Genomic DNA, 24,312 nt, shown 5'->3' on the forward strand with positions numbered 1-24,312 from the left:
AGGCCCCCGCCTCGGCGGGGGCCTTTGCCGTTGCTGGCTACGAGCCGGGGGTGAAGCCGGCGCGCTCTGCCTCATCGGTGCTGTGGAACCACACCTCGGCCTTCACGGCGTCGAAGTCGCCGCTGCCGGCCGCGTGATACGTCCGCGAGCCCAGCACCGCCTTCACGCTGAAGTCGTCCGACGGGGCCGAGCCGTCCGGCTTGGGCAGCGCCGAGCCGGGGCCGAACGGGGTCCGCGGGCCGCCGCTGGACGGACGGCGGATCGGGGCCGCGTCGGTGTTGCGCGGCATCGCGCCCAGCGCGCGGGGCCGGAACGGGGCCGGGTCGAACGGCTGCGGGCCGGCGCCGACACCGTTGCCGCCGCGCGGCCACGAGCTGCTCACCGTGCGCTTGGGCAGGCCGGCCGGGGTGGACGTGATCACCGGCGGCTTCGGCTGCTCGTTGGCCAGCAGCTCCGGGGCCAGGATCGGGGTGAACGGCACCGAGTCGGTTGAGGAGAACGACCGGGTCGTCGGCTCCTGGATCGGGGCGAAGCCGTCCAGGTCGTCGTACGGGTCCTCGCCGTCCGGGTCGAGCACCGGCTCGAACAGCGAGCGCGGCCGGGACACCGCCGCGATCGGGGCCGGCTCCGGCCGGGCCGGGCGGGTCGGCAGCGGCGACTCCGACTCGGCCGGCTCCGGCGGCGTCACGCTGCCGGGCGGGGTGAGGGCGCCCGGCGGGATCGGCTTGCCGAACTGGTTCGGGTCCAGCCGGATCGGCTCGGCCAGCGCCTCCAGCTGCACCTCGCCGTCCTCGGCCGCCTCAGGCTCCTGCTGGGCGTAGGCGTGGACCGGGTGGAACGCGTCGGCCAGCTTGGCGTCCGGCTGCGGCTCGTAGGCGTGGACCGGCTGGAAGGCGTCGACGTGCTCCGCCTCGTACGCCTCGACCGGGTGGAAGGGCTCCGCCTCGTAGGCGTGCTCCGGCTCGAAGGCGTGGGCCGGCTCGGACGGGGCCAGGCTGTGCCGCGGGGTCTGGTCCCGGTCGTCCTCGCGGTCCTCGTCCTGATCCTGGTCCTCGGCCAGTTCGCCGGCCAGCCGCCGCTCCTGCACGGCCTTCTCCGCCGCGGCGATCACCGACACCTTGACCGGGCCGGTCGTCTCGGCCGCGGCCTCCCGCTCCGACTCGGTCAGCTCCTCGTCGACGACGTCGTCGACCAGGGGCTCGTCCTCGAGATCGTCGGCCGGGACGTGGGCCAGCTGGCCGGTGGCCGGGGTGGCCGGGCCGACGTCGGCCAGCTCCATGTCCTCGTGGTCGTCACGGGCCGGCGGCAGGATGCTGGTCGTCTCGGCCGCGTTGGCCTCCCCGACGAGTCGGTTGATCGCGGCCGTCATCTCGGCCGGGCTCGGGTTGGGGATCGGCGGCGCGGCCGGGATCGGGGCGTGGATCTGAGTCGGCTGCTCGTCGGCCGGCGGCTGCGGCTGTTCGAGGGCGACGACGGGCTCGCGCTCCGGTTCCGGCTCGTGCTGGGCGACGGCCGGCTCGGGCTCGGGAGTCGGCTCCGGCTCGGCCGGGTGGTCGGCCGGCTGCTCGAATGCCGGGGCGGCGTCGTAGGACGGCGCGGGGCGGTCGAACGCCCCCACCGGCTCGAAGGTGGTCGGCGGCTCGGCGGACGGTCCAGGGCGGTCGAACGCCCCGAGCGGCTCGAAGCTGGTCGCCGGCTCGGCGGACGGTCCAGGACGGTCGAAGGTCGTCGGCGGCTCGGGCTCGTAGGCCTGGGCGTAGCCGAGATCCTGTTCGGGCTGGCCATAGCCCCGGTCCGGCTCAGGCTGGCCGTAGCCGCGGTCCGGCTCGGGCGTCGGTGCGACCAGCGTGCGCGGCGACTCCTGCTCCCGTTCCCAGGAGGGTCGCCGATCCGGGTCCCAGCCCAGGTCCGACGACGGGTGGTCGGCGACGATGCCGGTCCGCTCGACGTCGGTCTCCGCCGGCGTGGGCGGGGGCATGGCGTCGGCCCGCTTCGCCTTGGCCAGCTGGATCTCCAGCTGCCGGACCTGCTTGCGTAGCGGTCGTGTGAACAGGAAGTGGTCCAATCCTGCGCCGATCACGAACGCCAGCAGGCAGAGCAACCACACCTGCCCGAACACCCACATCACCGGACTACACCCTCCTAGTGCCTGCTGGCCCTTGCGGCAGGCTAACGGCCGCCGGCCCGTTCGGGGGCCTTGCTCGTTCAGGGCAGCATGACACTAACGGGTGACCAATTCAGTAGGTGCGGGCCACCATGTAGTCGGTCAGCGCGTCGAGGGCGTCCCGAGCCGGGCCCGCGGGCAGCACGAGCAGCGCCGTCCTGGCCTGATCGGCGTAACCGGCCAGCGTCTGCCGGGCCTGTTCGAGGCCGGCCGACTCGCGCAGCAGTTTCAGGGCCTCGTCCACCAGGTTGTCGTCGGCGATCGGGCCGGCCAGCAGCTCGCGCAGCCGGTCGCCCTGCGGGTCCGGGTCGGTCAGCGCGTACAGCATCGGCAGCGTGCGGACACCCTCGCGCAGATCCGTTCCGGGCGTCTTGCCCGATTCCGCGGCCGGGGAGGCGATGTCGATGATGTCGTCGGAAATCTGAAAGGCCTTGCCAATCGCATCGCCGTAAACGCTCAGCGCCCGCACCTGTTCGGGGGCCACGCCCGCGAACATGCCGCCGAACCGGCCGGCCGTGGCGATCAGCGAGCCCGTCTTCTCGTCGATCACCTTCAGGTAGTGCGCCACCGGGTCCTGGCCCTGCGCCGGGCCGATCGTCTCGCGCATCTGGCCGGTGACCAGCTGGCTGAACGTGCTGGCCATGATGTGGCCCGCCTCGGTGCCGAGGTCGGCCACCAGCTTTGAGGCGTGGGCGAACAGGAAGTCGCCGGTCAGGATGGCGATCGTGTTGTCCCAGCGGGCGTTGGCGCTGACCGCGCCGCGGCGCATCGTCGCTTCGTCCATCACGTCGTCGTGGTACAGCGTGGCCAGGTGGATCAGCTCCACCACCGCCGCCGCCTTCGTCACGTCTTCGCGGTCCGCGTCCCCGAACTGCGCCGCCAGCAGCGTGAACAGCGGACGGAAACGCTTGCCCCCCGCGTCCACCAGGTGCAGCGCCGTCTCCGTGACGAACTCCAGGTCGCTCTGCACCACCGACCGCAGCAGGTTCTCGACTCTGGTCAGGCCGATCCGCACCGCGTCGGCCAGCGCCGGATCGGCGAAGTCGAATCGAATGCCCCGCTCCGAGGCGGTATGCGTGTGCTGGTTGCCCGTCACGTGGATGTGTCCCCTACAGCGGCCCGGCTGCTGGCTGTTTCCCCAGCAGTAGTGTCACGTCCCCAGCAGCGTAATCGCCGCGAGATCGGTCGTGCCTGGGTAGTGGTGCGGAGAACTCCAGGATAGCTCCCACACGTCACCCCGCAGTCGCCCGATCACGGACCGTCGTCCCGCGATGCACCGTCGCAAACTACGATGCGTGCATGAATTCCGCCAATCGGTCACCCAACGTCACGAGAGTTGGGGTGTATGTGGACGCGTTCAACGTCTACTACCGGGCCAGGAAGGTCTGCGGCCGCGGCACCGCCGGCTGGCGATGGGTCGACCTTGCCGGCCTGGCGATGGATTTGATCAACCCCAGGATCTGGCCGAACCCGCAGTTGGCCCGCTTCGCCTACTGCACCGCTCCGCGCGACCGGGCCGGCGATCCGAGTTCGCTCGCCGACCAGCAGACGTACATCGGCGCCCTGCGGACACACACGCCGATCGCGGTGATCACCGATGGCAAGTACGTGCCGCGCCCCAAGACCGGCGTGCTGCTCGACCGGGACGGCAAGTCGCCGAGACGGGTCGTGTCACCCGGCGTCGCGGCCCTACCGACCTGGTTGTCGGCCGAGGAGGTGGCCGGCCCTGACGGACAGACCGAGCTACTCGTATCCGTGTCGACGTTCGAGGAGAAGGGCTCCGACGTGAACGTCGCCAGCCACCTGCTCATCGACGTGCTCACCGACCAGGTGGACGCCGCCATCGTGCTGTCCAACGACAGCGATCTTCGCTTTCCGCTCGAACAGGCGCGGCTGCACGTGCCCGTCGCCACCGTCAATCCTGGTGCCGGTGCGACTGCGAGCGACCTTCGCAGCGACTGTGACGACGGTGTCGGGCGGCACTGGTGGCGTCGGCTTCGGGCCGCTGATTACCAGAGCCATCAGCTACCTGATCGTGTTGGTGTGTTCGCCAAGCCTGCTGGGTGGTAGTAGTCTCTAGGTACCCAACCCGGTTCTCTCGCTTGCGAGGGGCCGGGTCTTTTTGCACCGTCGAGTTGGAACCGGAAGTACTCGACTGGCTGGAGAACCTGCCCGACGAGCAGTTCGGCGTCGCTGAGTTCTACATCGAGCTGTTGGCCGGCCAGGGTCCGTTACTCGGCGAGCCGTACCCCCGACAGCTCGACGGCGAGGTGCAGCGCGCCCGTCGTGCCATGAGATGGTGCATCGCGCAGCAGCACACGCCTGACGAGGACGACGGGAGCGGCACCGATGGCTGAGCGGAGCAACTGGCAGGAACTGCGCGAACGGCGCGTGGGCAAGCCAGGGGCCAAGGAAGGCTTCGCGGCCGCGCGGCTGGCCTACGAGCTCGGCAAGGACGTGCGCGAAAGGCGTGAGCAGCTGGGCTGGACCCAAGGCCAGCTGGCCACGGCAGCCGGCATGACACAGTCGGCGGTGGCTCGGTTCGAGGCCGGTGGGACGGTGCCGACGATTCCGGTGCTGGACCGACTGGCGCAAGCGCTCGGCGCCAAGCTCGTGGTCAAGCTCGCAGCCTGAAACAGAGGAAAAGGGGCGGCCCCGGTATCCGGCGCCGCCCCTTTCGGGTGGAACGCGGGCTCAGCTGAGGAAGCCGCCCTGGGCCCAGTCCAGGACGAAGCCGGGGACGAGGCCGAGCAGGAGGGTGATGAAGACGCCGAGGCCGATGGCGACGCTGGTGAAGGGGCCGGGCACGGTGACGGTGGGGCCGTCCTCGGCGGGCTCGCTGAAGTACATCAGGACGACGACGCGCAGGTAGAAGAACGCGGCGACGGCGCTGAAGACGAGGGCGATGACGACGAGGGGGGCCATGCCGTCGCGGAGCGCGGCGGAGAAGACCACGAACTTGCCGATGAAGCCGCTGGTGAGGGGGATGCCGGCCAGGGCGAGCAGCAAGAACGTGAAGACGGCGGCCAGCAAGGGCGAACGTTTGGCGAGACCGGCCCATTCGGACAGGTCGGAGGCCTCGACGCTGCCCCGCCGCACCAGGGAGATCACGCCGAAGGACGCGATCGTGGTGAAGCCGTAGGCCACCAGGTAGAACAAGGTGGACTGCAAGCCGTCGGTGTTCAGAGCGATGGCCCCGACCAGCAGGAAGCCGGCGTGGGCGACCGAGGAGTAGGCGATCATGCGCTTCACGTCGGTCTGGGTCAGACCGAAGATGGCGCCGATGGCCATGGACACGATGCAGATGGCCCACAGCACCCCACGCCACTCCCACTGCGTGGACTGGAACGCCACGGTGAGCACGCGCAGGATCCCGCCGAACGCGGCGACCTTGGTGCACGCCGCCATGTAGGCGGTGACCGGCGTCGGAGCGCCCTGGTAGACGTCGGGGGTCCAGGTGTGGAACGGACCGACGGCGGCCTTGAAGAGCAGGCCGACCACCAGCAGGCCGAGACCGCCGAACAGGAGCGTGTCGGAACGGTCGGTGCCGACGGCGGCGTTGGCGATGTCGGACAGCCGCACGGAACCGGCGTAGCCGTACAGCAACGCGGTGCCGTACAGGAAGAACGCCGACGCGAACGCCCCGAGCAGGAAGTACTTGACGGCGGCTTCCTGGGAGATGAGCCGACGCTTACGGGCCAGACCGCACATGAGGTACAGCGGGAGGCTGAGCACTTCCAGCGCGATGAACATGGTCAGCAGGTTGTTGGACGCGCTGAACACGAGCATGCCGCCGAGGGCGAACAGGAACAGCGGGAACGCCTCGGTCTGCAGCGCCCCCTCCGGGTCGACGGTCCGGTCGGCCAACAGCAGCAGGGCCAACAGCCCCAGCGCGAGCAGCGTGCCCCACAGGAACAGGGCGGGCTGGTCGATGGAGATGACGTTGGCCAGCGTCAGCACGCCGGTGTGCCCGGCGACCCCGCCCTTGGCGGCGTCGCTGTTCATGAACAGGATCAGCGCCACGCCGGCGGCCAGGATGGCCACCACGCACAACCCGACCTGGGCCGCCCACCGCGCCTCCTTGGCCAGGAAGGCCTCGAAGAGCACGCCGATGCAGGCCGCGCCGAGAATGATCAGGATGGGCGCGATCGCCGCGTACGAGACGTCCGGCGGGTTGATCTGGCCCTGGGCCTGCGACAGGAATGTGGAGAGCACGTCACTTGCCTTCCTGCGCGGGCACCGGATCGGTCACGCCCACCGCGCTCATGGTCGCCGACACCGACGGCCCGACAATGTCCAGCACCGGCTTCGGATAGACGCCGAGCACCACGATCAGCAGCACCAGCGGGGCCAGCACGGCCAGCTCGCGCTTGTTCAGGTCGGTCACCGCGGCCTTCTCGGGATCGGTGGCCGCACCCGGCCCGCCGGACACGCCGACCAGCGCGTTGCCCCGCACCGGACCCTGCATGACCCGCTGGTACAGCCACAGCACGTACAGCGCGGCCAGGATCATGCCGATGGTGGCCAGCACCGAGTACACCGGCTGCGTCGGGTACGAGCCGAGCAGCACCAGGAACTCCGAGATGAAGGAGTTGGTGCCGGGCAGCGACAGCGTGGACAGACCGGCCACCAGGAACAGGCCGGCCAGCACCGGGGTCAGCTTCGACATGCCGCCGTAGTCGGCGATCTTGGTCGAGCCGCCCCGCGCGATCACCATGCCGATCACCAGGATCAGCATGCCGGTGGCGATGGAGTGGTTGACCATGTACGACACCGCGCCGACCTCGGACTGCGAGGTGAAGGCGAAGATGCCGATCGCGATGAAGCCGAAGTGCGCGATCGACACGTACGCGATGAGCCGCTTGAGGTCGGTCTGCCCGACCGCGAGCAGCGAGCCGTACAGCACGCCGATCACGCCCAGCACCAGCACCAGCGGCGCGAGCACCTTGCTGGCCTCGGGGAACATCGGCAGCAGGTAGCGCAGGAAACCGAAGGTGCCGACCTTGTCCAGCACGCCGACCAGGATCACGGCCACGCCGATCGGCGCCTGCTCGGCGGCGTCGGGCAGCCAGGTGTGCAGCGGCACCAGCGGCGCCTTGATGGCGAACGCCAGGAAGAAGCCGAAGAACAGCCACACCTGGGTGCCCAGCGGCGCGTCCCGCACCACGGTCACCAGCGTCGCCCAGTCGAACGTGCCGTGCCCCAGCTTGTCGGCGGCCAGCGAGTAGCAGCCGATCGCCGAGGCCAGCATGATCAGGCCGCCGAGGAACGAGTACAGGAAGAACTTCACCGCCGCGTACTGCCTGCGGGCGCCGCCGTAGCCGCCGATGAGGAAGTACATCGGGATCAGCATGATCTCGAACAGCACGTAGAACAGGAACACGTCGGTGGCGGCGAACACGCCGACCATCAACGACTCCTGCACCAGGATCAGCGACAGGAAGCCGCCGGCGGAACGACCCGTCGGCAGCTTCTCGGCCCAGCCGGCGCCGATCACGATCGGCACCAGCAGGGCGATCACGCCGATCATCACCAGCGCGATGCCGTCGACGCCGAACGACAGGTGCACGCCCAGCTGCGCCATCCAGTTCACCGACGAGGAGAACTGGATGCGGTCGCCGCCGGGCACGTAGCTGATCCACAGCGCCACCGCGAGCACGAACTCGACCAGGGTCACGCCGAGCGCGGTGATCTTGGCGATCCGGTCGTCGTTCTTCAGGAACGCCACCACCAGCGCGCCGACCAGCGGCAGCACCAGCAGGGCGAGCAGCAACCCCGTTCCCATCAGGAGAACCTCACCATCAGCAGAGCCGCGACCACCAGGACGGAGCCGCCCAGCATGGTCAGCGCGTAGGACCTGACGAACCCGGTCTGGGTGCGCCGCAGCAGCGAGGACAGGAAGCCGAGCGTGCCGGCCAGCCCCGTGACGGCGCCGTCGACGCCCTTGTCGTCCAGCACGACCAGGCCCCGGGTGAGCGCCTCGCCGGGCTTGGCGAACAGCGCCTCGTTCAGGGCATTGCCGTACAGGTCGGCCCGGGCCGCGCGGACCGGCCAGGACACCTTGGCCGGCTTCTCCAGCGGAACGTCCTTGCGGCCGACGAACAACCAGGCCGCACCGGCGCCGATCACCATGAGCGCCAACGAGATCACCGTCAGGCCGAGCTCCGGGATCGGACCCTCGCCGTGCGCGCGCAGCGCGCCCAGCGACGGCTCCAGCCAGTTGGCCAGCCGGTCTCCGCTGGTGAGGAACCAGCCGGCGCCGATGGAGCCGATGGCCAGGATGATCATCGGCACGGTCATCACGGCCGGCGACTCGTGCGGGTGGAAGTCCTTGCCGTCCTCGGACTTGATGTCCTTCCAGCGCTCCTTGCCGAAGAAGGTCATCAGCATCAGCCGGGTCATGTAGAACGCGGTCAGCGCGACGCCGAGCATGGCCGCCCCGCCGAAGACCCAGGCGTGCCAGCCCTCACCGGAGAACGCCGCCTCGATGATGGCGTCCTTGGAGAAGTAGCCGGACAGGAACGGGAAGCCGATCAGGGCCAGGTAGCCGAGGCCGAAGGTGACGAACGTGATCGGCATCCGCTTGTACAGGCCGCCGAACTTGCGCATGTCGACCTCGTCGTTCATGCCGTGCATGACCGAACCGGCGCCGAGGAACAGGCCCGCCTTGAAGAAGCCGTGCGTGAGCAGGTGCACGATGCCCAGCGCGTAGCCGATCGGGCCGAGGCTGACCGCGAGGATCATGTACCCGATCTGGCTGACGGTGGAGTACGCCAGCACCTTCTTGATGTCGTCGTAGGCACAGCCGACGATGCACCCGATCAGCAGCGTGATGGTGCCGATGATGGTGACGACCAGCCGCCCGTCCTCGGTGAGGTTGTAGATCGGGTTGGACCGGGCGATCAGGTACACACCGGCGGTGACCATGGTTGCCGCGTGGATGAGGGCCGAGACCGGGGTCGGGCCCTCCATCGCGTCGGGCAACCAGGCCTGGAGCGGGAACTGGCCCGACTTGCCGCAGGCGCCGAGCAGGAGCAGCAGGCTGATGGCCAGGATGGTGCCCGGCGACAGCGTGCCGATCTTCGCGAAGACCTCGGTGTACTGCGTGGTGCCGAGGTTGGCCCACAGCAGGAAGATGGCGATGGCCAGGCCGACGTCGCCGACCCGGTTCATCAGGAAGGCCTTCTTGGCCGCGGTCGCCGCGGACGGCCGGTTCTGGTACCAGCCGATCAACAGGTACGACGCCAGACCGACGCCCTCCCAGCCGAAGTACAGCGTCACGAAGCCGTTGCCCAGCACCAGCAGCAGCATGGCCGCGACGAACAGGTTGAGGTAGGCGAAGAACCGCCGCCGCCCGTCGTCGTGCGACATGTAGCCGATGGAGTAGATGTGGATCAGGGAGCCGACGCCGGTGATCAGCAGCACGAAGGTCACCGACAGCGGGTCCAGCCGCAGGCCGAAGTCGACCTGCAGGGTCTGCACCGGGATCCAGGAGAAGATGTGCAGTTCCGACACCCGCTGCGCGGCCGCGTGGCTGGTGGTGTCGAAGAACAGGATCACGCCGTACACGAAGGCGGCCAGCACCGTCGCGCAGCCGAGCAGATGGCCCCACTTGTTGGCGGCCTTGCCGGCCAGCAACAGGATCACCGCGCCGACCAGGGGCAACACGAGCAGCAGCCAGGCGAACTGCCCGACCGCGGAGATATCCGTCATTTTCCCGGTCGCCCCTTAGTACTTGAGCAGGTTCGAGTCGTCGACCGAGGCCGACCGACGGGTCCGGAAGATGGCCATGATGATGGCCAGGCCGACCACGACCTCGGCGGCGGCCACCACCATCACGAAGAAGCCCATCACCTGGCCGTCGAGCTGGCCGTTGATCCGCGCGAAGGTGACCAGCGTCAGGTTCACCGCGTTGAGCATCAGCTCGACGCACATGAACACGACGATGGCGTTGCGCCGGACCAGCACGCCGATCGCGCCGATGCTGAACAGCAGCGCGGACAGCAGCAGGTAGTAGGTCGGCGTCATCGCTTCGCCTCCTCGTGGTCGCCGGTCAGCGCGTGCGCGTCGGCGTGGTGCTCGGTGCCGGCGACCTCGGCCCGGTCGTGGTCGAACGTCTCCGAGGCGGTGGCCTCGATCAGCTCGGACAGCGACTCGGGGGCGACGGAGCCGTCCGGCAGCAGCGCCGGGGTGGCCACCGAGTTGGCGGTGGCGAACACGCCGGGGCCGGGCAGCGGCGACGGCCGGTTGCCGCGGAAGCGCTCGATCACCAGCTCGCGCTGGGACTTCAGCGCCTGCCGGCTCTTGCCGACGAAGGCCAGCACCATCGCGCCGACGGCGGCGGTGATCAGCAGCGCCGAGGTCAGCTCGAACGGGAACAGGTAGTCGGTGAAGACCAGCTTGCCGATGTTGTTCAGGTTGCCGCCCTGGTTGGCCTGGGCCAACCCGACCGACGGCACGTTCGACACCGCGCGCAGCAGGGCCGAGATGGCCACGCCGGCGAAGCCGATGCCGAAGATCGCGGCGATCACCCGCTGGCCGCGCAGCACTTCCACCACCGAGTCGGAGCTGTCCCGGCCGACCAGCATCAGCACAAACAGGAACAGCATCATGACCGCGCCGGTGTAGACGATGATCTGCACGAAGCCGAGGAACGGCGCCTGCTGGAGCATGTACAGCACGCCGAGGCTGAGCATCGTCAGCACCAGGAACAGCGCCGAGTGCACGGCGTTGCGGGCGAACAGCATGCCGAGGCCGCCGAGCAGGGCCAGCGGGCCGAGGATCCAGAAGCCCACGGCCTCGCCGGTGCTCACCACGTCGGCCGGCGGCGGCGCGGTCTGCTGCTGTTGCATCACGAACTGCACGAGCGCGCTCACTTGGCCGCCTCCCCTCGCGCCAGCTCGGGCCCGTTGACGTAGTAGTCCTGCTCGTTCTCGCCCAGCCGCATCGGGTGCGGCGGCTGCTCCATGCCGGCCAGCAGCGGCGCCATCAGGTCTTCCTTGGTGAAGATCAGGCGCTGCCGGTCGTCGTCGGCCAACTCGTAGAAGTTGGTCATGGTCAGCGAGCGGGTCGGGCAGGCCTCGATGCACAGGCCGCAGCCGATGCACCGGAGGTAGTTGATCTGGTAGTCCTTGCCGTACCGCTCACCGGGCGAGTAGCGCGCGTCCTCGGTGTTGTCGCCGCCCTCGACGAAGATCGCGTCGGCCGGGCAGGCCCAGGCGCACAGCTCGCAGCCGACGCACTTCTCCAGCCCGTCCGGGTGCCGGTTGAGCTGGTGCCGGCCGTGGTATCGGGCGGCGGTCGGCCGGTAGTCCTCCGGGTACTGCTCGGTCACGACCTTCTTGAACATCGTCGAGAAGGTGACGCCGAAGCCCTTGAGGGGATCAAGAATCCCCATCGCTGGCCTCCTTCGGGGTGGACGACGCCGCCACGGCAGCGGGTTCAGGCGATTCGGCCGGCTTGGCCACGGCCTGGCGGCGCTTGGGCGCCTTCGGGACCTTGAGGTCGAGCGGGGGCAGCGGGTAGCCGCCGCCGGTGACCATGACCCGGTCCGGGTCGGACGGCGCCTTGCGCTCGGGGATGAGCGCGACGACGACCAGGATGGCGATGATCATGATCGCGATGCCGACCCCGTAGCCGGCGCCGCCCCAGCTGTCCTTCTGCGCGCCGGTCAGCGCGCGAACGCAGACCACCAGCACGATCCAGACCAGGCTGACCGGCACCAGGACCTTCCAGCCGATGCGCATGAACTGGTCGTAGCGCATACGGGGCAGGGTGCCGCGCAGCCAGACGAAGGTGAACAGCAGCACCATCATCTTGCCCACGAACCAGAGCAGGCCCCACCAGCCGGTGTCGAAGTAGCCGTCGGCGATCAGGTTGAACGGCAGCGGCGCGTGCCAGCCGCCGAGGAACAGCGTCGTCGCGAAGGCCGAGACGGTGACCATGTTGATGTACTCGGCCAGGAAGAACAGCGCGAACTTCAGCGAGCTGTACTCGGTGTGGAAGCCGCCGACCAGCTCCGACTCGGCCTCGGCCAGGTCGAACGGGGCCCGGTTGGTCTCGCCGACCATGGACACCAGGTAGATCACGAAGCTCGGGAACAGCGTGAGCACGTACCACAGGCCCTGCTGCGAGTTCACGATCTCGGCCGTGGACAGCGAGTGCGACAGCAGGATCACGCCGACGATGGACAGCCCCATCGCGATCTCGTACGAGATCACCTGCGCGGCCGAGCGCAGCGCGCCCAGCAGCGGGTAGGGCGAGCCGGAGGACCAGCCGGACAGCACGATGCCGTACACGCCGATGGACGAGCAGGCCAGCACCACCAGCACGCCGACCGGCAGGTCGGCCAGCTGGAGCGCGGTGTCCTGGCCGAAGATGGTGACCTCGCCGCCGAGCGGCATCACCGAGAAGGCCAGGAAGGCCGGCACCGCGGAGATCACCGGGGCCAGGAAGAACACCCATTTGTCGGCCAGTACCGGCCGGATGTCCTCCTTGAACGCCAGCTTCAGGCCGTCGGCCAGCGACTGGAGCAGACCGGCCGGGCCGACCCGGTTGGGGCCGGGCCGGTGCTGCATCCGAGCCACGACCCGGCGCTCGAACCAGATCATGAACAGCGTCATCACGACCAGCAGGACGAAGATCGCCAGGGTCTTGATGATCACCAGCCACAGCGGGTCGCCGGCCAGCAGCTGCCCCGTGTTCGGGCTGGGGGCTGATAGGTACTTCATGCGTCCCCTCCGCCAGCGTGCAAGGTCACCGAGGCGCCGTGCCCGACGCCGAGGTTCCGGCGCAGCCGCGAGCCGCCGGAGTTGCCCGGCAGCCAGACCACGTCCTCCGGCAGGTCGGCCAGCTCGACCGGCAGCGTCACGCTGCCGCGGTCGGTGACCACGGTCGCGGCGTGGCCCTCGACCACGCCGAGCCGGTCGGCGGTCGACGGCGACACCCGGATGACCGCGGTGCGGGCCGTGCCGGCCAGGTTGGGCTCGTCGTCCTGGAGCGAGCCGTTGTCGATCAGCTGCCGCCAGCTGGCCAGCAGCACCTGGCCGTCGCCCGCGGTCGGGGCCGGCGGGGCCGGCACCGTGGGCGGCTCGGCCCGGCGGCTGGTGCGCGGGGCGCCCAGCCGGGCCAGGTTGGCCGCCGCGGCCGCGGGCGTCTGCGTGAACAGATCCGCGTCCATCTCGACGGCCAGCGTGTCCAGCACCCGGCAGTCGGGCAGCGCGCCGGTGCCGTCCAGCGTGGTGCTGAAGGCGCGGTCGCGGTTCTCCCAGTTGCGGTAGCTGCCCGACTTCTCGGCGGACGGCGCGATCGGCAGCACGACGTCGGCCCGCTCGGTCACGGCGCTGGGCCGCAGCTCGAGGCTGACCACGAAGGCCTGGTCCAGCGCCCGCAGCGCGAGCTCCGGGTCGGCCAGGTCGTACGGGTCGACGCCGCCGACCACCAGGCCGGCCAGCTCGCCGGACGCCGCCGCGGCGAGGATGCCGTCGGTGTCGCGACCGGGCTCGGCCGGCAGCGCGCCGGCCTCAAGACCCCACGCCTGCTCGACCTCGGCCCGCAGCGTCGGGTCGGTGACCAGACGCCCACCCGGCAACAGGTTCGGCAGCGCACCGGCCTCCAGCGCACCACGTTCGCCGGCCCGGCGCGGGATCCACGCCGCACGGGCGCCGGTCCGCTCGGCCAGCCGCAGCACCGACGAGAACAGACCGGGGATCTCCGCGGCCCGCTCGCCGACCAGGATCACCGCCCCGCTGCCGGACAGCGCCTCGAACGCGCCGGCCGTGCTGGAGTTGAAGAACAGGCCCTCGATCGCCGCCGGCTCGCCGCCGGGAACACAGCGCAGCAGCGTGCCGTTGGTCTTCTCGATGGCGCTGCTGGTGCTCTGGCTGAGGTGGAACACCTTGGTCTTGCCGGTGCGGGATGCCTTGCGCAGCCGCAGGAAGACGATCGGCGACTCCTCCTCGGCCTCGAAGGCGACGCACAGCACGGCCGGCGCCTTCTCCAGGTCGGCGTAGGTGACGCCGCCGTTGTCCGGGGAGGTGCCGACCACGTGCGAGGACAGGAAGTCCAGCTCCTCGGCCGAATGCGGCCGGGCCCGGAAGTCCACGTCGTTGCTGCCCAGGGCGACCCGGGCGAACTTGGCGTAGGCGTAGGCGTCCTCGACGGTCACCCGGCCGCCGGCCAGCACGCCGGCGCCGCCGTTGGCCTTGGCCGCGGCCAGGCCCTCGGCCGCCACCCGCAGCGCTTCCGTCCACGAGGTCTCGACCAGCTCGCCGTTCTCGTCACGGACCATCGGCCGCAGCAGGCGGTCGGCGGACGTGGCGTAGCGGAAGGCGAACCGGCCCTTGTCGCAGTTCCACTCCTCGTTCACGGCCGGGTCGTCGCCGGCCAGCCGGCGCATCACCTTGCCGCGCCGCCAGTCCGAACGCTGGGAGCAGCCCGACGAGCAGTGCTCGCACACGCTCGGCGTGGACATGAGGTCGAACGGACGGGCCCGGAACCGGTAGGCGGCACTGGTCAGCGCGCCGACCGGGCAGATCTGGATGGTGTTGCCGGAGAAGTAGCTCTGGAACGGCTGCTCCTCGGCGATGCCGATCTGCTGCTGCGAACCGCGCTCGAGCAGGTCGATGAACGGGTCGCCGGCGATCTGCTTGGAGAACCGGGTGCAGCGCTGGCACAGCACGCACCGCTCCCGGTCCAGCAGCACCTGGCTGGAGATCGGGATCGGCTTGGGGAAGGTCCGCTTGGTCTCCACGAACCGGGAGTCGCTGCGGCCGTGGGCCAGCGCCTGGTTCTGCAGCGGGCACTCGCCGCCCTTGTCGCAGATCGGGCAGTCCAGCGGGTGGTTGATCAGCAGCAGCTCCATCACGCCCTGCTGGGCCTTGTCGGCCACCGGCGAGGTGTGCTGGGTCTTGACCACCATGCCGTCGGCCACGGTCATGGTGCAGCTGGCCTGCGGCTTCGGCATCGGCCGGCCGCCCATCTCCACCTCGACCAGGCACTGCCGGCAGGCGCCGGCCGGGTCCAGCAGCGGGTGGTCGCAGAACCGCGGGACCACGATGCCCAGCCGCTCGGCCGTGCGGATCAGCAGCTCTCCCTTGGGAGCAACCACTTCCAGCCCGTCGATGGTGAGCTTCACGTGGCCCTCGGGGACGACCAGCTCCGACGACGTCGGCTTCTCAGGTGCGACAGTCATGTCTCAGTGCGCTCCTGCCAGTGCGTGCTTCCCGGTGCTGGCCGCGTTGGTGTCGCACAGCGCCAGGAACTCGTCCTTGAAGTACTGGATGCCGCTGGTGATCGGGCTGACCGCGCCGTCACCGAGCGCGCAGAACGAGCGCCCCAGCACGTTGTCGCAGATGTCCAGCAGCGTGTCGATGTCGCTGGCCGTGCCCTCGCCGCGCACCATCCGCTGGAGGATCTGCACCAGCCAGTAGGTGCCCTCCCGGCACGGGGTGCACTTGCCGCAGGACTCGTGCTTGTAGAACTCGGTCCACTTCATCACGGCCCACGGCACCGACACGGTCTCGTTGAACAGCTGGAGCGCGGTGGTGCCCAGCATCGAGCCGGCCTCGGCCGCGCCCTCGAAGTCCAGCGGCACGTCCAGGTGGTCGGCCGTGAACAGCGGGGTCGAGCTGCCGCCTGGCGTCCAGAACTTCAGCGGGATGCCGTCCTTCATGCCGCCGGCCAGCTCGAGCAGCTGGCGCAGCGTGGTGCCCATCGGCGCCTCGTACTGGCCGGGGTTGGTGACGTGCCCGGACAGCGAGTAGATCTTCGGTCCCGGCGAGCGGTCCCGGCCCATGGCGCGGAACCAGTCCGAGCCGCCGTTGACGATGAACGGCACGCTGGCGATGGTCTCCACGTTGTTGACCACGGTCGGCGACTCGTACAGGCCGGAGGTGGCCGGGAACGGCGGCTTGAGCCGGGGCTGGCCGCGCAGGCCCTCCAGCGAGTCCAGCAGCGCCGTCTCCTCGCCGCAGATGTACGCGCCGGCACCGGAGTGGATCACCACGTCCAGGTCGAAGCCCGAGCCGAGGATGTCCTTGCCCAGGTAGCCGGCCGCGTAGGCCTCCTGCACCGCGGCCTGCATCCGGCGGATGCAGTGCAGCGCCTCGCCGCGCACGTAGACCGCGGCGAAGTTGGCCCTGATCGCGTACGAGGTGATGATGATGCCTTCGACCAGCGAGTGCGGGTCGGCCATCATCAGCGGGATGTCCTTGCAGGTGCCCGGCTCGCCCTCGTCGGCGTTGATCACGAGGTAGTGCGGCTTGCCGTCGCCCTGCGGGATGAAGCCCCACTTCATGCCGGTCGGGAAGCCGGCGCCGCCACGACCGCGCAGCCCGGAGTCCTTGCACAGCTGGATGAGCTGGTCCGGATGGGCCTTGAGCGCCTTGCGCAGGGCGGTGTAGCCCTCCAGCTGCTCATAGGTCCTGATCGTCCACGACCTCGGCGACAGCCACCGCTTGGTCAGCACCGGGGTCAGTGGTTTGACGTCGTTGTTCACTGCCGCCCCCTCACTTCTTCTCCGGCAGAGCGGGGAAGGAGACCGAGTCCGGCATCGCCGGCGCGGTCCACCCCTTCTCGTGCGCGATCTTGGCTCCGCGCAGCGTCTCCGGCGCGGCCGACGGACCGTCCACATCGGACTCCCGGCCGTCCAGGAAACCGGCCAGCTGGAGCTCGACCTGACGGAAGTCGGTCAGCGGCGCGCCCCGGCTGGGGTCCGGCTTCTTGCCGGCCTGTAGCTGCTTGACCAGGTCCAGCGCCGACTCCGGCGTCTGGTTGTCGTAGAACTCGTAGTTGACCTGAAGCACCGGGGCCAGGTCGCAGGCGGCAAGGCACTCGGCGTGCTCCAGCGTGATCGAGCCGGGCTCGCCCGGCTCGCCGGAGGTCTGCTCGTGGCCGAGCGCCTTGCCGTCACGGCCGAGGTGCTTGCGCAGCCCGTCGTAGATGGCGTCGCCGCCGAGCGCCGCGCACAGCGTGTTCGTGCACACGCTGACCAGGTGCTCGCCGCACGGCTTGCGCTTGTACATCGTGTAGAACGTGGCCACCGCGCTCACCTCGGCGGTGGTCAGGTCCAGCTGGTCGGCGCAGAACGCGATGCCGTCCACGCTGACGTAGCCCTCGACCGACTGCACCAGGTGCAGCATCGGCAGCAGCGCCGAGCGGGACCGCGGGTAGCGGGCGATGATCGCCTTGGCCTTGTCCGCGATGTCCGTGCCGAAGAGGTCGTCGGAGAGATCAGAGGTCACCGGTCACACCCACCCATCACCGGGTCGATCGAGGCCACCGCGGCGATCACGTCGGCGACCATGCCGCCTTCGCTCATCGCCGGCATCGACTGCAGGTTCACGAAACTTGGGTCCCGCACGTGGACCCGGAACGGCCTGGTGCCGCCGTCGGAGACGACGTGGTAGCCCAGCTCGCCGCGGGGCGACTCCACCGGCACGTACACCTGGCCGGCCGGCACCGCGAAGCCCTCGGTGACCAGCTTGAAGTGGTGGATCAGGGACTCCATCGACTGCCCCATGATCTTGCGCACGTGCTCGAGCGAGTTGCCCATGCCGTCGGAGCCGATGGTCAGCTGGGCCGGCCAGGCGATCTTGGCGTCCTCCACCATGACCGGGCCCGGGGCCAGCCGCTTGACCGCCTGCTCGATGATCCGCAGCGACTGGTGGATCTCCTCCAGCCGCAGCAGGTAGCGGGCATAGCAGTCGGCGTCGGTCGAGGTGGGCACCTCGAAGTCGTAGGTCTCGTAGCCCAGGTACGGCTCGACCTTGCGCATGTCCCAGGCCAGGCCGGCCGACCGCAGGATCGGGCCGGTGATGCCAAGGGCCAGGCAGGCGTCCACCGGCAGCACGCCGATGCCGGCCAGCCGGTTCTTCCAGATCGGCTGGCCGGTCAGCAGCTTGTCGTAGTCGGGCAGCCGCTTCTTCATCAGCTTGACGAAGTCGGTGATCTTCTCGACCGCGTCCACCGGGAAGTCCTGGGCCAGGCCGCCGGGCCGGATGTAGGCGTGGTTCATCCGCAGGCCGGTGAGGAACTCCAGCAGGTGCAGGACTTCCTCACGCTCACGGAAGCCGGCGGTCATGCCGGTCAGCGCGCCCAGCTCCATGCCGCCGGTGGCCAGCGCGACCAGGTGCGAGCCGATGCGGTTGATCTCCATCAGCAGCACGCGGCCGACCTGCGCCCGCTCCGGCACCTCGACGCCGAGCAGCTTCTCCACGGCCATGCAGTAGGCGGCCTCGTTGAACAGCGGCGCCAGGTAGTCCATGCGCGTCACGAAGGTGACGCCCTGGGTCCAGTTCCGGTACTCGACGTTCTTCTCGATGCCGGTGTGCAGGTAGCCGATGACGGTGCGGCCCTGGGTGACGGTCTCGCCCTCCAGCTCCAGCACCAGGCGCAGCACGCCGTGCGTCGACGGGTGCTGGGGGCCGAGGTTCATCACGATGCGCTCGTTGCCGAGCGCGTCCTCGACGACCTCGTCCCAGTCACCGCCGAAGACGTTGAAGACCGTGCCCTCGGTGGTTTCCCGAGAACTTGCGTACAGGTCCTCTTCGGTGCTGCTCATGAGTACGACCTCCGCTGGTCGGGCGGCGGGATCTCGGCGCCCTTGTACTCGACCGGGATGCCGCCCAGCGGGTAGTCCTTGCGCTGCGGGTGGCCGTCCCAGTCGTCCGGCATCAGGATTCGGGTCAGCGCGGGGTGGCCGTCGTAGACGATCCCGAACATGTCCCAGGCCTCGCGCTCCTGCCAGTCCGCGGTCGGGTAGACCTCGACGACGGAGGGCATGTGCGGGTCGTCGACGTCGACGCAGACCTCCAGCCGGATCCGGCGGCGGTAGGTCATCGACGTGAGGTGGTAGACGGAGTGCAGCCGCTGCGGCACGTCGGCGCCGTAGTCGACGCCGGACACCGAGCTGCACAGCTCGAAGCGCAGCGCCGGGTCGTCGCGGACGATGCGCGCGACCTTCAGCAGCTGCTCGCGCTGGATGTAGAAGGTGATCTCGCCGCGGTCCACGGTGATCTGCTGCACGGTGTCGGCCGGCAACTCGGCCTCGTTGATCGCGGCCAGCAGCTCGTCGGCGACCTCGTCGAACCAGCCGCCGAACGGGCGCTCGCTTGGCGCGGCCACGTGGGCCGGCAGGCGCAGGCCGCCGAAGCCGGAGGTGTCGCCGGAGCCGGAGATGTGGAACATGCCCTTGCGGGCGCGGCCGGTGACCAGCGGGCCGCCGGCCGGCTCGGCGCCGCGTGGCTCCAGGCCTCCTGCCGGGCGGTCGGCGCTGGAGTGCACGCCGCCGGGCTCTGGGGTGGTGGGATTGTCAGTCACGGGAACGCGTCACTCCCCGGCGGTGAGCTGGTGGCGGTGGCTGGGATCGACCGGGCCGCGGAACTGCTTGCTGCCGGGCTTGCCGTAGTGGACCGAGGACGGCACCAGCTCGGTGCGGTAGCCGGATTCGGCCAGCAGCGCGGCGCGCTTGGCGCCGAGCGGCTCGTCCATGATCTTCTGGTGGATCTTGAGGATCGCGTCGATGAGCATCTCGGGGCGGGGCGGGCAGCCCGGCAGGTACATGTCGACCGGGACCACGTGGTCGACGCCCTGCACCACGGCGTAGTTGTTGAACATGCCGCCGGAGGAGGCGCACACGCCCATCGCCAGCACCCAGCGCGGCTCCGGCATCTGGTCGTAGATCTGGCGCAGCACCGGGGCCATCTTGTTGGTCACCCGGCCGGCCACGATCATCAGGTCGGCCTGGCGGGGCGAGGCCCGGAAGACCTCCATGCCGAAGCGGGCCAGGTCGTAGCGGGGCGCGCCGGTGGTCATCATCTCGATCGCGCAGCAGGCCAGGCCGAAGGTGGCCGGCCACAGCGACGACTTGCGGGTCCAGTTGACCAGTTTTTCGACGCTGGCCAACATGATCCCGTTGGGGAGCTTCTCCTCAAGACCCATCTCGCCGCTCCCTCAGTTCCAGTCAAGGCCGCCGCGGCGCCACACGTACGCGTAGGCGAACCCGACGGTTGCGATGAACAGGACGATCTCCACGACCCCGAACAGCCCCAGGGCGTCGGAGTTCACCGCGAACGGGTAGAGGAAGACCATCTCGATGTCGAACAGGATGAACAGCATCGCGGTGAGGTAGTACGCCACCGGCATCCGGCCGCCGCCGACGATCGGCTGCGGCGAGGGTTCGATCCCGCACTCGTAGGCGTCCAGCTTGGCCTTGTTGTAGCGGCGGGGCCCGGTGAACGGCGCGGCCGTCACCGAGAACAACGCGAATGCGGCCGCCAGCACGAACAGGCACACCAGCGGGACATAGGCCCCCAGAGCCGAGGGGGCCGCTGCGGCTTCAGCGACGTTCAGCACCTTTTCGTCTCCTCCGTGTGGGGCCGATCACCGGCCACGTGACGGAACCCTAGGGGTGACGTTCGCCGCACCTCGGGTAAGGCAGACCTAACCTCGGCCGTCCCGACCTGCACGTTCACCGACACCTCCGGCCGCCACCGTCCGATCCGCTTGTGAAATACTTCACAAGCTTGTGAACCAGTTCACAAGCGAGCCGAGTGTATGCCCCCTCTCCGGGGTCGCCCAGGGGGTTGACAACAGAGGCAGTTCAAGATCATGTCGAGTGAGTTCGGACTACGCCGATCGGGTGTTTCCGTCATTAATCGGAGAATGGTCCGGAAATGCGAAATCCCCTCTTGCGAGGGGATTTCGCCCGGCCTTGAGCAGCACAAACGTCATGTCACGGAGCGTGATCGACTTCGGCCGCCGGAACCCGTGTGATCATCATCTCAGACCGCCGGCGCGAGCCTCGTGGCCAGCGTGATCACGCGGTCCATGGCGTCGCCGTCCTTCTCGTCGTACAGGCCGGCCAGCAGCTTGAGCACGAGCCGCATCAGCTTCTCCTGCGGCATGCCGTAGCGGGTCGCGGTGCGCATGATCGTCGGGTTGCCGATCAGCTTGGAGAAGATGTTGCCCAGCCGGTAGTAGCTGCCCAGGGCGTCGCGCAGGCGCGTCGGGTAGGCGTGCAGGGCGTGTTCACGAGACATGCCGGCCGGGCGGGCCATCGCCTGCACCACGCACTCCGCCGCCAGCTTGGCCGACTCCATGGCGTAGCCGATGCCCTCGCCGTTGAACGGGTTCACCGTGCCGCCCGCGTCGCCGACCAGCAGCACGCCGTCGCGGTAGTGCGGGGTGCGGTTGAAGCCCATCGGCAGCGCCGCGCCGCCGATCTTGCCGATCGCGTTCTCCTCGCGGTAGCCCCACTCCTCCGGCGTGCCGTCCAGCCACGTCTTCATCAGCGCGCGGTAGTCGGTGCGGCCGTAGGCCTTCGACGTGGACAGGATGCCGAGGCCGGCGTTGACCGTGCCGTCGCCCATGCCGAACAGCCAGCCGTAGCCCGGCATCAGCACCGGCTTGGCCGGATCCGTGCGGTCCCACAGCTCCAGGTGCGACTCGAGGTAGTCGTCGTGCGTGCGGGGGCTCTTGTAGTAGCGGCGGACCGCGACGCCCATCGGCCGGTCGTCCCGCTTCTCGATGCCCATCGACAGCGCCAGCCGGGCCGAGACACCGTCGCAGGCCAGCACGATCTGCGCGCGGAACTCCTTGCCGCCCTTGGTCTTCACGCCGACGATGCGGCCGGTGCGCTCGTTGCGGACCGCCTCGGTCACGGTCGTCGCCTCGAGCAGCCGGGCCCCCGACTTCTGCGCGGTGCGGGCCAGCATCTCGTCGAAGTCCTGGCGGGGGCGGACCACGCCGTAGGGCGGGAAGCTCGCCAGCTCCGGCCAGGCCAGCTCCAGCCGGGTCTGGCCGGCGATCACCCGCAGGCCCTTGTTGTGCAGCCAGCCCGCCTCTTCGCGGGTGTCGATGCCCAGGTCGATCAGCTGCTTCACGCCGCGGGGCGTCAGGCCGTCGCCGCACACCTTCTCCCGGGGGAAGGTGCTCTTCTCCAGCAGCAGCACGTCAAGCCCGGCCCGCGCCAGGTACGTCGCGGCGGTCGAGCCCGCGGGCCCGGCTCCCACCACGATCACGTCGGCGTCGTCGCCGGCCTGGCCTCGGCTGGGCGTGCTCATGCCGGACTCCCTCGTGAATTCGTTCACTTGCAGGTCAATTGAGTCTAACTGTGGACAACTTCGGGCCTCGCCGGCCAGTTGTCCACAGCCTTCGGCGGGCTGGTTGCAACGCCCTGATCCGTGCCCATCATTGGATGAGTGACTCGATGCAACACGAGAGATCTGGCCGTGCTGACCAGCATGTTCCCTGACGCCGTGGCCACCTGGACGGACCTGGTCCGGCTCGGTGTCAACCCCGAATTGCCGTCCCACAAGTGCCAGCCGGGCGGGGGCTGGACCCGGCTACTCACCGGCGTCTATCTGCTGACCGGAGGCTCTCCGACCAGACGCCAGATGATCCGAGCCGCGTTGTTGCGCGCCGGACCCGGCGCCGCTCTCACCGGTGTCGAGGCAGCTCGCCGGCACGGCGTGCGGCGGCTTCCGGCCGACGACTCCGTGCACGTGCTGGTGCCCAACGGCCGCGCCTTGGCCAGCCAGTCCTTCATGGTGGTGGAGCGAACTCGTCGACCGTGGCGCACCGAGACGGTCGACGGACTGCCACTGGTGAATGTCGAGCGAGCGCTCGTTGACGCGGCTCGACGGGACCAGCGTCTCGATGTCGTCCGGGCCATGCTCGCCGACGGCGTCCAATGCGGTCTGTGCACGGTCGCATCGCTGACCCGCGAGGTCGTCGTGCGTCGGCTGCGTGGCACCGCAGTCGTGCGGACGGTGTTGACGGAGGTAGGTGACGGAGTGCGGTCGGCCGCCGAGGCTTGGGCCCGTGCCCTGGTCCACCGCAGTGGTCTTCCGACGCCGGCTTGGAACGTCGCTCTACGCACGGCGGACGGCCGTGGCCTCGGCGTTGTCGACGCGTGGTGGGACGACGTCGGGCTCGCGTGGGAGATCGACTCCCTGGAGTTCCACCTGGCTCCGGAGGCGTACGCGCGAACCATGCGCAAACACTCCGCCCTCGCCGCCGCCGGTGTACTCGTGGTCCACACCGTGCCTTCTCAGCTACAACGAGACACCGCCGCGGTGCTCCGTGACCTCACAGCCGCGCACGCCAGCGCGGCCACCCACCCACGTCCTCGCGTCACAGCCACCCGCAGCTAACGCCCTTCAACGCCACGTGAGTGGCGCACTTGATCTCCGACACCAACCACCCCTTGCTGCACGTGAGTGGCTCATTTGGCTCCTGGGGCCAAGTAAGCCACTCAGGTGCCCCAAATACCGCGGGGGGTGCTGCACGTGAGTGGCTCAGTTGGCTGCTGAAGCCAAATGAGCCACTCAGGTAGAGGAAAACGCTGAGGCGGGGGGCGGGGGGCGGGGGGCGGGGGGCGGGGGGCGGGGGGCGGGGGGCGAGGGGCGAGGGCGAGGGCGAGGGCGAGGGCGAGGGCGAGGGCGAGGAAGGCTACTCGGGCTTGGTGGCGCGGTGGATGGCGGCCATGCCGCCGGTGAGGTTCATCCAGGCGACGTCCTCCCAGCCGGCCTCGGCGATGAGCTCGGCGAGGGCGCGCTGGTCGTGCCAGTCGCGGATGGACTCGGCGAGGTAGGCGTAGGCGTCGGAGTTGGAGGCGACGGGTCGGGCGATGACCGGCAGGGCCTTGAGGGCGACGTTGTTGTAGAGCGCCCGCAGGGCTTCCAGCTGGGCTTGGAGAGCTCGCAGATGACCAGGCGTCCGCCCGGGCGGACGACACGGGCCATCTCCCGGAGCGCGGCGACAGTTCCCTGGAAGTTGCGCAGGCCGAAGGAGACGGTGGCGGCGTCGAAGACGCCGTCGGCGAACGGCAGGTGCAGGGCGTCGGCGGCGATCTTGGGCACGGGGCGCCGGGCGCCGGAGCGGAGCATGCCGAGGGAGAAGTCGGCGGCCACGCACCAGGCGCCGGAGCTGGCGAACTCGACGGTGGAGACGGCGGTGCCGGCGGCGAGGTCGAGGATCTTCTCGCCGGCGCGGGCGTCGAGGGCCCGACGGGTCCACTCCCGCCACCGCCGGTCGAACCCGAGCGTCATGACGGAGTTCGTCAGGTCGTAGCCCTTGGCCACGCCGTCGAACATCTCGGCGACCTCGCGCGGGTTCTTGTCCAAGCCGGCTCGCGACATGACCGG

21 protein-coding genes and 1 pseudogene are annotated in these 24,312 nt (G+C 69.7%); 4 read left to right on the top strand and 18 right to left on the bottom strand.

Going from position 1 to position 24,312, the window contains the following annotated elements; all coding sequences use genetic code 11:
• Positions 1-37 precede the first annotated feature (37 nt).
• Positions 38-2,125, bottom strand: coding sequence for a sunset domain-containing protein (locus M3Q35_RS30995; RefSeq protein WP_446685274.1), 2,088 nt, complete (start codon positions 2,123-2,125; stop codon positions 38-40).
• A 112-nt stretch (positions 2,126-2,237) separates the two neighbouring features.
• Complete coding sequence (locus M3Q35_RS31000) at positions 2,238-3,260, bottom strand: polyprenyl synthetase family protein (RefSeq protein WP_379794216.1); 1,023 nt, start codon at positions 3,258-3,260, stop codon at positions 2,238-2,240.
• 203 nt (positions 3,261-3,463) lie between these two features.
• On the opposite strand from M3Q35_RS31000, the gene M3Q35_RS31005 reads away from it, so the two are divergent.
• The 3 genes from M3Q35_RS31005 (at position 3,464) to M3Q35_RS31015 (ending at position 4,798) form a co-directional block, all read left to right on the top strand.
• Positions 3,464-4,234: a PIN domain-containing protein gene (locus M3Q35_RS31005; protein ID WP_273936087.1), complete on the top strand. Its 771-nt coding sequence runs from the start codon at positions 3,464-3,466 to the stop codon at positions 4,232-4,234.
• Positions 4,235-4,299: 65 nt separating this feature from the next.
• Positions 4,300-4,521 (top strand): type II toxin-antitoxin system RelE/ParE family toxin, encoded by a 222-nt coding sequence (locus tag M3Q35_RS31010; protein ID WP_273936088.1) that lies wholly within the window; start codon positions 4,300-4,302, stop codon positions 4,519-4,521.
• The gene (locus M3Q35_RS31015; protein WP_273936089.1) at positions 4,514-4,798 is read left to right on the top strand and encodes a helix-turn-helix domain-containing protein; all 285 of its coding nucleotides are present in this window, start codon (positions 4,514-4,516) and stop codon (positions 4,796-4,798) included. The genes M3Q35_RS31010 and M3Q35_RS31015 overlap by 8 nt, the downstream gene beginning before the upstream one ends.
• Before the next feature lie 60 nt (positions 4,799-4,858).
• Here the strand turns inward: M3Q35_RS31015 and nuoN are convergent, their stop codons facing one another.
• From nuoN to M3Q35_RS31090, 15 genes are all read right to left on the bottom strand, one after another.
• Positions 4,859-6,379: an NADH-quinone oxidoreductase subunit NuoN gene (gene nuoN, locus M3Q35_RS31020; protein ID WP_273936090.1), complete on the bottom strand. Its 1,521-nt coding sequence runs from the start codon at positions 6,377-6,379 to the stop codon at positions 4,859-4,861.
• 1 nt (position 6,380) lies between these two features.
• On the bottom strand, positions 6,381-7,949 hold the full coding sequence (locus tag M3Q35_RS31025) for an NADH-quinone oxidoreductase subunit M (RefSeq protein WP_273936091.1): 1,569 nt from the start codon (positions 7,947-7,949) through the stop codon (positions 6,381-6,383).
• Entirely contained in the window at positions 7,949-9,877 is a 1,929-nt protein-coding gene (nuoL, locus tag M3Q35_RS31030) for an NADH-quinone oxidoreductase subunit L (protein ID WP_273936092.1), read from the bottom strand. The genes M3Q35_RS31025 and nuoL overlap by 1 nt, the downstream gene beginning before the upstream one ends.
• Positions 9,878-9,892: 15 nt before the next feature.
• The gene (gene nuoK, locus M3Q35_RS31035; protein ID WP_273936093.1) at positions 9,893-10,192 is read right to left on the bottom strand and encodes an NADH-quinone oxidoreductase subunit NuoK; all 300 of its coding nucleotides are present in this window, start codon (positions 10,190-10,192) and stop codon (positions 9,893-9,895) included.
• Positions 10,189-11,016, bottom strand: coding sequence for an NADH-quinone oxidoreductase subunit J (locus M3Q35_RS31040; RefSeq protein WP_273944519.1), 828 nt, complete (start codon positions 11,014-11,016; stop codon positions 10,189-10,191). The genes nuoK and M3Q35_RS31040 overlap by 4 nt, the downstream gene beginning before the upstream one ends.
• A 20-nt stretch (positions 11,017-11,036) precedes the next feature.
• Complete coding sequence (gene nuoI / locus M3Q35_RS31045) at positions 11,037-11,561, bottom strand: NADH-quinone oxidoreductase subunit NuoI (protein ID WP_043721408.1); 525 nt, start codon at positions 11,559-11,561, stop codon at positions 11,037-11,039.
• Positions 11,548-12,894: an NADH-quinone oxidoreductase subunit NuoH gene (gene nuoH, locus M3Q35_RS31050; protein WP_273936094.1), complete on the bottom strand. Its 1,347-nt coding sequence runs from the start codon at positions 12,892-12,894 to the stop codon at positions 11,548-11,550. The genes nuoI and nuoH overlap by 14 nt, the downstream gene beginning before the upstream one ends.
• The gene (locus tag M3Q35_RS31055; RefSeq protein ID WP_273936095.1) at positions 12,891-15,356 is read right to left on the bottom strand and encodes an NADH-quinone oxidoreductase subunit G; all 2,466 of its coding nucleotides are present in this window, start codon (positions 15,354-15,356) and stop codon (positions 12,891-12,893) included. Before M3Q35_RS31055 ends, nuoH begins: the two co-directional genes overlap by 4 nt.
• Positions 15,357-15,359: 3 nt before the next feature.
• Entirely contained in the window at positions 15,360-16,661 is a 1,302-nt protein-coding gene (nuoF, locus tag M3Q35_RS31060; RefSeq protein WP_273936096.1) for an NADH-quinone oxidoreductase subunit NuoF, read from the bottom strand.
• A 10-nt stretch (positions 16,662-16,671) separates the two neighbouring features.
• Positions 16,672-17,406, bottom strand: coding sequence for an NADH-quinone oxidoreductase subunit NuoE (nuoE, locus tag M3Q35_RS31065; protein ID WP_273936097.1), 735 nt, complete (start codon positions 17,404-17,406; stop codon positions 16,672-16,674).
• Complete coding sequence (locus tag M3Q35_RS31070) at positions 17,403-18,725, bottom strand: NADH-quinone oxidoreductase subunit D (RefSeq protein ID WP_273936098.1); 1,323 nt, start codon at positions 18,723-18,725, stop codon at positions 17,403-17,405. Before M3Q35_RS31070 ends, nuoE begins: the two co-directional genes overlap by 4 nt.
• Positions 18,722-19,483, bottom strand: a complete 762-nt coding sequence (locus tag M3Q35_RS31075; protein WP_273936099.1) for an NADH-quinone oxidoreductase subunit C — start codon at positions 19,481-19,483, stop codon at positions 18,722-18,724. Before M3Q35_RS31075 ends, M3Q35_RS31070 begins: the two co-directional genes overlap by 4 nt.
• Before the next feature lie 9 nt (positions 19,484-19,492).
• A complete protein-coding gene (locus M3Q35_RS31080; RefSeq protein WP_273936100.1) occupies positions 19,493-20,104 on the bottom strand; it encodes a NuoB/complex I 20 kDa subunit family protein in 612 nt (203 codons plus the stop codon).
• A gap of 12 nt (positions 20,105-20,116) precedes the next feature.
• Entirely contained in the window at positions 20,117-20,518 is a 402-nt protein-coding gene (locus M3Q35_RS31085; protein WP_043721392.1) for an NADH-quinone oxidoreductase subunit A, read from the bottom strand.
• Between the two features lie 428 nt (positions 20,519-20,946).
• On the bottom strand, positions 20,947-22,227 hold the full coding sequence (locus tag M3Q35_RS31090; protein WP_273936101.1) for a geranylgeranyl reductase family protein: 1,281 nt from the start codon (positions 22,225-22,227) through the stop codon (positions 20,947-20,949).
• 138 nt (positions 22,228-22,365) lie between these two features.
• On the opposite strand from M3Q35_RS31090, the gene M3Q35_RS31095 reads away from it, so the two are divergent.
• Entirely contained in the window at positions 22,366-23,319 is a 954-nt protein-coding gene (locus M3Q35_RS31095; protein WP_273936102.1) for a hypothetical protein, read from the top strand.
• 298 nt (positions 23,320-23,617) lie between these two features.
• On the opposite strand, the pseudogene M3Q35_RS31100 reads toward M3Q35_RS31095, so the two are convergent.
• A pseudogene (locus tag M3Q35_RS31100) lies at positions 23,618-24,306 on the bottom strand (demethylmenaquinone methyltransferase).
• Positions 24,307-24,312: the final 6 nt, after the last annotated feature.

The organism is Kutzneria chonburiensis, assembly GCF_028622115.1.
GTDB classification, from domain to species: Bacteria; Actinomycetota; Actinomycetes; order Mycobacteriales; family Pseudonocardiaceae; genus Kutzneria; species Kutzneria chonburiensis.

Bases quoted from the DNA above. Each gene is read 5' to 3' on its own strand.
- M3Q35_RS30995 (WP_446685274.1), bottom strand. From the start codon at position 2,125: ATGTGGGTGTTCGGGCAGGTGTGGTTGCTCTGCCTGCTGGCGTTCGTG.
- M3Q35_RS31070 (WP_273936098.1), bottom strand. From the start codon at position 18,725: ATGAGCAGCACCGAAGAGGACCTGTACGCAAGTTCTCGGGAAACCACC.
- nuoH (WP_273936094.1), bottom strand. From the start codon at position 12,894: ATGAAGTACCTATCAGCCCCCAGCCCGAACACGGGGCAGCTGCTGGCC.
- nuoI (WP_043721408.1), bottom strand. From the start codon at position 11,561: ATGGGGATTCTTGATCCCCTCAAGGGCTTCGGCGTCACCTTCTCGACG.
- M3Q35_RS31025 (WP_273936091.1), bottom strand. From the start codon at position 7,949: ATGGGAACGGGGTTGCTGCTCGCCCTGCTGGTGCTGCCGCTGGTCGGC.
- M3Q35_RS31090 (WP_273936101.1), bottom strand. From the start codon at position 22,227: ATGAGCACGCCCAGCCGAGGCCAGGCCGGCGACGACGCCGACGTGATC.
- M3Q35_RS31005 (WP_273936087.1), top strand. From the start codon at position 3,464: ATGAATTCCGCCAATCGGTCACCCAACGTCACGAGAGTTGGGGTGTAT.
- M3Q35_RS31080 (WP_273936100.1), bottom strand. From the start codon at position 20,104: ATGGGTCTTGAGGAGAAGCTCCCCAACGGGATCATGTTGGCCAGCGTC.
- M3Q35_RS31040 (WP_273944519.1), bottom strand. From the start codon at position 11,016: ATGCAACAGCAGCAGACCGCGCCGCCGCCGGCCGACGTGGTGAGCACC.
- nuoL (WP_273936092.1), bottom strand. From the start codon at position 9,877: ATGACGGATATCTCCGCGGTCGGGCAGTTCGCCTGGCTGCTGCTCGTG.
- M3Q35_RS31055 (WP_273936095.1), bottom strand. From the start codon at position 15,356: ATGACTGTCGCACCTGAGAAGCCGACGTCGTCGGAGCTGGTCGTCCCC.
- M3Q35_RS31015 (WP_273936089.1), top strand. From the start codon at position 4,514: ATGGCTGAGCGGAGCAACTGGCAGGAACTGCGCGAACGGCGCGTGGGC.
- nuoK (WP_273936093.1), bottom strand. From the start codon at position 10,192: ATGACGCCGACCTACTACCTGCTGCTGTCCGCGCTGCTGTTCAGCATC.